3 protein-coding genes, 4 pseudogenes and 1 riboswitch are annotated in these 6,321 nt (G+C 42.6%); of the genes and pseudogenes, 4 read left to right on the top strand and 3 right to left on the bottom strand.

Translation table 11 applies throughout. From position 1 onward, the window contains the following. Positions 1 to 157: pseudogene (locus DWX73_RS15830) on the bottom strand (transposase); the annotation flags it as partial. Positions 158 to 342: 185 nt separating this feature from the next. Beyond that, positions 343 to 2,027, bottom strand: a pseudogene (locus tag DWX73_RS12615) (formate--tetrahydrofolate ligase). Between the two features lie 168 nt (positions 2,028 to 2,195). Further along, a riboswitch (ZMP/ZTP riboswitch) is annotated at positions 2,196 to 2,276 on the bottom strand. A gap of 184 nt (positions 2,277 to 2,460) precedes the next feature. Here DWX73_RS12615 and DWX73_RS12610 point away from each other — a divergent pair. The 4 genes and pseudogenes from DWX73_RS12610 (at position 2,461) to DWX73_RS12595 (ending at position 5,489) form a co-directional block, all read left to right on the top strand. Continuing rightward, a complete protein-coding gene (locus DWX73_RS12610; RefSeq protein WP_118349070.1) occupies positions 2,461 to 3,108 on the top strand; it encodes a peptidylprolyl isomerase in 648 nt (215 codons plus the stop codon). A gap of 173 nt (positions 3,109 to 3,281) precedes the next feature. After that, positions 3,282 to 4,014 (top strand): annotated as a pseudogene (locus DWX73_RS15655) (ABC transporter ATP-binding protein). After that, a pseudogene (locus DWX73_RS12600) lies at positions 4,014 to 4,939 on the top strand (SufB/SufD family protein). Before DWX73_RS15655 ends, DWX73_RS12600 begins: the two co-directional pseudogenes overlap by 1 nt. Before the next feature lie 37 nt (positions 4,940 to 4,976). Then, entirely contained in the window at positions 4,977 to 5,489 is a 513-nt protein-coding gene (locus DWX73_RS12595) for a ferritin (protein ID WP_118349068.1), read from the top strand. Positions 5,490 to 5,596: 107 nt separating this feature from the next. Here the strand turns inward: DWX73_RS12595 and DWX73_RS12590 are convergent, their stop codons facing one another. Further along, positions 5,597 to 6,103: a VanZ family protein gene (locus DWX73_RS12590; protein ID WP_330413684.1), complete on the bottom strand. Its 507-nt coding sequence runs from the start codon at positions 6,101 to 6,103 to the stop codon at positions 5,597 to 5,599. Positions 6,104 to 6,321: the final 218 nt, after the last annotated feature.

Genomic DNA, 6,321 nt, shown 5'->3' with positions numbered 1-6,321 from the left:
CAATTGGCTAACAAGCCAGAAAAATCTAAATCCTCCATTACTTTTTTCAGGGTATAGACTGGATCGTCGTCAGGTAAACACAATTCGAAGAAACTGAAGTTAATTTTTTTGTTGCCCTAATTCAAAAAAAATCGTTATAATAATCTTTGGTTATCATAGTTCCATTATAACATGGAACGGAGTGAAAGATGGTTGTCGTTAGCCATCTTTTTCTCTTTTTACGAAAAAGTTTCAGGGGCAGATTGACTCATGTGAGTCAAATCTGCCCCTGTTTGGAACTATCTATTTCCCGACAGCCCGTTTTTTGATATGTGGAATTTTTTACATAGTTTTTAATATCTTTTAGAATAGTCCGGTAATTTTTCCGGTTTCATCTACATCGATGCGCTCAGCTGCCGGAACTTTTGGAAGTCCAGGCATTGTCATAATCTCTCCAGTCAGAGCGACAATGAATCCGGCGCCGGCAGAAATCTTTAAGTTTCTGACAGTAACTTCAAAATCTGTTGGTGCGCCAAGCTTTGTCTGATCGTCTGTCAAACTGTACTGTGTCTTAGCAACGCAGATCGGGCAGTTGCCAAAACCAAGTCCTTCCAGTTCTTTTGCCTGTTTCTTTGCAGCAGCAGTAAGGACAACCTGTTTTCCGCCGTAAATTTTCTGAACGATCTGATTTAATTTATCTTCAATGCTGCCATCAAGTTCATATGCAAATGTAAAATCATTCGGTTCTTCTGTGAGACGAAGTACTTCTTCTGCCAGCCGTGTGCCGCCTTCGCCGCCTTTTGCCCATACTTCTGAAAGTGCAACATTAACACCGAGTTCTTTGCATTTTGCTTCTACAAGATCCAGTTCTGCTTTGGTATCTGTTGGGAATGCATTGATTGCAACAACACATGGAAGATGGAAGACATCTTTAATATTGTGTACATGCTTCAGCAGGTTTGGAAGACCTTTTTCAAGCGCTTCCAGGTTCTCGCTGTTCAAATCTGCTTTCGGAACGCCGCCGTTATATTTTAATGCGCGAACAGTAGCAACGATGACAACTGCGTCCGGTTTTAAATCTGCCATACGGCATTTGATGTCGAGGAATTTCTCGGCTCCGAGGTCAGCGCCGAATCCAGCTTCTGTAATAGCGTAATCGGCAAGCTTCATAGCCATTTTTGTAGCTGTGACAGAGTTACAGCCATGTGCAATATTAGCAAATGGTCCGCCGTGAACGATAGCAGGCACATGTTCCAGTGTCTGAACAAGGTTTGGTTTCAGTGCATCTTTCAGAAGAGCAGCCATTGCACCTTCGGCATGAAGATCGCCTGCTGTAACCGGCTTCTGATCTGCGATCTTTCCGTATGTGTAACCAACAATGATGCGTGATAAACGTTCTTTTAAATCTGTGATATCTTTTGCGAGACATAAAACTGCCATAATCTCAGAAGCAACTGTGATATCGTAACCGTCTTCACGCGGAGTTCCGTTTGGCTTACCGCCCAGTCCGTCTACTACATAGCGGAGCTGACGGTCATTCATATCAACGCAGCGTTTCCATGTAATCTTGCGTGGATCAATGTTCAGCTCGTTTCCCTGATAAATATGATTGTCGATCATTGCAGCAAGAAGATTGTTGGCAGCTCCGATCGCATGGAAATCACCTGTAAAATGGAGGTTGATATCTTCCATTGGCACTACCTGGCATATCCGCCGCCCGCTGCACCGCCTTTGACGCCAAAGACCGGTCCAAGAGAAGGCTCGCGAAGTGCGACCATAACATTCTTGCCAAGTTTTTGAAGTCCGTCTGCAAGTCCGATTGTAGTCGTTGTCTTTCCTTCTCCGGCAGGAGTCGGATTGATTGCAGTTACAAGAATTAATTTACCATTTGGACGATCACTTTCCTTTAACAGGTTGTAGTCGATCTTTGCTTTGTATTTTCCGTACTGTTCCAGGTACTTGTCCTCAATGCCTGCTTTTGCAGCGATTTCTGTAATTGGTGCCATAACACATTCCTGTGCGATTTCAATGTCTGATTTGTATCCCATCTCAGAATCTCCCTTCATTACGTCTAATTTCATAGATAAGTTTCTGTTGAAACACCGCCGTGCATTCGCTTGCGCCTGCAATAGTTTCAGCTGCCTGAAGTGCAAAAAGAAATATGCAGATGCAGACAAAAGATTGAAAATAAAACAGGCAGCATATGCGAATAACACATATACTGCCCAGACGGTCGGCTTTTCAAAGTTCTGCTTCCCCTGTGGTTTTCCACATATCCGTCAGTCGGCAAAACTCTTTCGGTTAAGGCAATCGTAACATAAACAGAGTGGAATTTCAACAAGCATTTTTAATTTCTTTGAATAGATTTTGATTTTTCAGGTCAAAACGTGTATAATAGCACCGTGTACCGCAAGGATACACAAGAATAAAAAAGAACAGGAGCGGATATGACGTATGAAACAGATGAAGATAAAGAACTTTATGAAAAAAAGCGCTGCAGTTTCAATGGCAGTGTTAGTGTTGGGAGCAGTATCTCTTGCCGGATGTGGAGAAAAGAAAGCATCCGAAACGGCATCAGAAGGAAGCGGCGGGAGTAAAGAAGCGTCACAGACTCAGGAAAAAGATCTTTTGTCAGGAAAGCACCATGCAGAGATTGTCATAAAAGACCATGGAACGATTAAAGTTGAACTGGATGCAGACAGCGCGCCGATTACGGTAACAAATTTTGTCAATCTGGCGAAGAGCGGTTTTTATGACGGGCTGACGTTTCATCGGATTATGGAGGGATTTATGATGCAGGGCGGAGATCCGGCAGGCAATGGAACCGGAGGATCAGACGAAACGATCAAAGGAGAGTTTGCGTCTAATGGAGTAGAAAATCCAATCTCTCATAAGCGGGGAACAATTTCGATGGCGAGAGCGCAGGACCCGGACAGCGGAAGTTCTCAGTTTTTTATTGTCCATGAGGACAGTACGTTTCTCGATGGGGATTATGCTGCCTTTGGTACTGTGACAGAAGGTATGGATATTGTAGATGATATTTGTGAGAATGCAGTTGTAGTGGATCAAAATGGAACGGTAAAAGACGGTACACAGCCGGTAATCGAGCGTGTGAATGTGACTGACTAGGAAGAAGCGCCGGTCAGTATGGAAAAAAATACAAAGAAAAGTGCAGGAAAACGGTATTTTCAAGTTGAGAAAATGCCGTTTTCGTTTTATAATAAGAAATAGTGTATACAAGAGTCCATATGCTTGTGTAGCTTATGTGAAAAATGAGTAAGAGAAAGAAGATGAGAATTGTTATGCTGAAGGTAGAGCATTTATCATATGATGTGACGGAAGAGGGGAAAACACAGTCCATCTTAAAAGATGTAAATTTCCATGTAAATGACGGAGAGATGCTTGTCATTACCGGACCGAATGGCGGAGGAAAATCTACGATTGCTAAATTGTTGATGGGAATTTATCCGGCGACAAAAGGAAAGATTCTATTGGATGGACAAGATCTGTCTGAGATGAGTATCGATCAGAGAGCGAATGCAGGAATTGGATTTGCATTTCAACAGCCGCCGCGTTTTAAGGGGATGACGGTAGAACGGCTGCTGAATCTGGCGGCAGGAGAGCCACTTGCCGGAAAGAGATGCTGTGAACTATTAAGCAATGTAGGGCTTTGTGCTCAGGAATATATTCACAGGGAAATTGACGCAACACTGTCAGGCGGTGAAATGAAGCGGATCGAGATTGCATCTGCTTGCGAAGAAACATAACATCTGTATTTTTGATGAACCGGAGGCAGGAATTGATCTCTGGAGTTTTTCTATGCTTGTCAAAGAATTTGAAAAGATCCATAAGAGTAAGAAAGAAAGTCTGCTTTTGATTTCGCATCAGGAGCGGATCATTCAGATGGCAGACCGGATCATGGTGATCCGGGACGGTCAGGTAGAGATCTGTGGACCGAGGGAAGAAGTGCTTGATACACTGGCATTTGATGCGATCCAGTCAAAAGCATGTATCCGTACAGGAGGTGAGTTCTAATGGCAGAGTTGAATCAGATCACAAGCGAAGTGCTGGCACAGATTGACCCGGCGGGATTTGAACAGAAAGGTGCATTTAATCTGCGGGAGAACGGTTATTCTGTCTGCCAGGGTGACAGTGAGCATATAAAAATCAAGAAGAAAACGGATCGGGAAGGCATTGATATTTTTATCAGTAAGGATGCTCAGAATGAATTTGTGCACATTCCGGTTGTAGTATCTAAATCAGGTATTACAGATGTTGTTTACAATGATTTTTATGTAGAAGATGGTGCAAATGTTACAATTATCGCCGGCTGTGGGATCCATAACAGTGGCTGCAATGATACAAGACATGACGGAATCCATGCATTTCACATCGGCAGCAATTGCAATGTCACTTATGAAGAGAAACATTACGGAGAAGGAAGCGGAACAGGCGGCCGTATTTTGAATCCGGTTACAAAGATTTATATGAAAGAAAACTCTGTCTTTAATCTTGATACCGTACAGATTAAAGGAGTGGATTCTACTGTCCGTGAGACGGAAGTAGAAATTGGCGCTAACAGCAGAATTTATGTAACAGAGAAATTAATGACGCACGATGAGCAGAGTGCGGAGTCCAATATGGCAATTGCCTGAATGGAGAAGGAAGTTCCGCACAGGTGATTTCAAGGTCTGTGGCAAAAGGAAGTTCCCGGCAGATTTTTCATCCGAAGGCAATCGGCAACACAAGTTGTCATGCCCATATTCAGTGTGATTCTATCATCATGGAACAGGCAAACGTATGCTCAATCCCGGAGATTGATGCTCACCATGTAGATGCTCAGATCGTGCATGAAGCAGCCATTGGAAGAATCAATAATGAACAGCTGATCAAGCTTCGTACATTTGGACTAAATGAGGAGGAGGCAGAGGCAGTCATTATCGATAACTTCTTAAATTAGCAATAAATACAAATGAAGGAAAGTGGAGGAATTTGACATGTTAAATGCAAAAGTAGCAGAATTATTGAACACACAGGTAAACAAAGAATTCTATTCAGCATATCTGTATCTCGATTTTGCAAATTATTATGAGACAAAGGGATTAGATGGATTTGCAAACTGGTATAAGATTCAGGCGCAGGAAGAAAGAGATCATGCAATGCTGTTCTATCAGTATTTACAAAATAATAATGCGAAAGTAACTTTAGAAGCAATTGATAAGCCGGATAAAGTATTTTCCTGCAACATGGGACCGTTGAAAGCCGGATTAGAGCATGAAGAATATGTGACATCTTTGATCAACAATATTTATGCAGCAGCATACGAAGTGAAAGACTTCCGTACGATGCAGTTCCTTGACTGGTTCATCAAAGAGCAGGGAGAAGAAGAGACAAATGCAAATGAGCTGATTACGAAGATGGAAATGTTCGGTTCCGATCCGAAGAGTCTGTATATGCTGAACAGTGAACTGAAAGCTCGTGTATACAGCGCACCGTCACTTGTGCTGTAATTTGAAGAAAGAAGAGAACGGCTGTAAGACGCTTTGATAAAGCTATAAATTAATATACCCGCACGCAGAGAAGCAATGATTCAAAGCTCTGTGATGCGGGTATATTTTTAATCAGCGAAGGTATGATGTTTCCGGTGGAAGAATGTTGTTACCCAATAAAGAAGGGAGGCGGCGCAGACACCAATGCTGTCAATCCCCACATCTTTTACTGATGGTCCCCGTCCGGCAACAAAAGACTGATGAAATTCATCAGTTGCAGCGAAACAGACACAGAAAATGAGCGCAGTGAGAATCAGTGCCCGTCCCCTGAGTCCACAGACGAAAAGTGGGAAAAGGACAAGAAGCGTCAGGATAAAATACTCTGTCATATGGGCAAGTTTCCGTATCGGATGTTCCAGATATCCGGCATAAGATTCGATTTCAGATTCCGTGAGCTCCAGATGAAGTACCTGATTGCCGACATTGACTGCCATGTGGCTGATCTTGCTGCTGAGACTTCCGGATTCTTCACCGGTCTGGGCAGAAAATGAGAAGATCAGACACATCATTGCCAGAGCCGGAAGAAATGAAAGAAGACAAAATAGCATACGTTTATTTGAAATCAATGAGTTCAATTGTCGCACCTCCTTACAATCGAATTTTATTATAGCGGCTGAAAGCGTGTTTGTCAAAATCAGAAGGAGAGAAAGCGGAAGTTTCAGGGGAAACGAAGAAAATCCGGAGATGCAGGGCAACCGCATAAAAAATAGTTAATACAAAAATCATCACTTTTCTTGTATACTAAAAGAAAAGTGGTGATTTTTATGTTGCAAATGAAAATGTATTTTTCAGA

It is taken from the genome of Coprococcus sp. AF21-14LB, assembly GCF_003458885.1.
Lineage (GTDB): Bacteria > Bacillota > Clostridia > Lachnospirales > Lachnospiraceae > UBA9414.
Note: the sequence above shows the minus strand (reverse complement) of the source record. Positions and strands in the feature narration are given on the sequence as shown.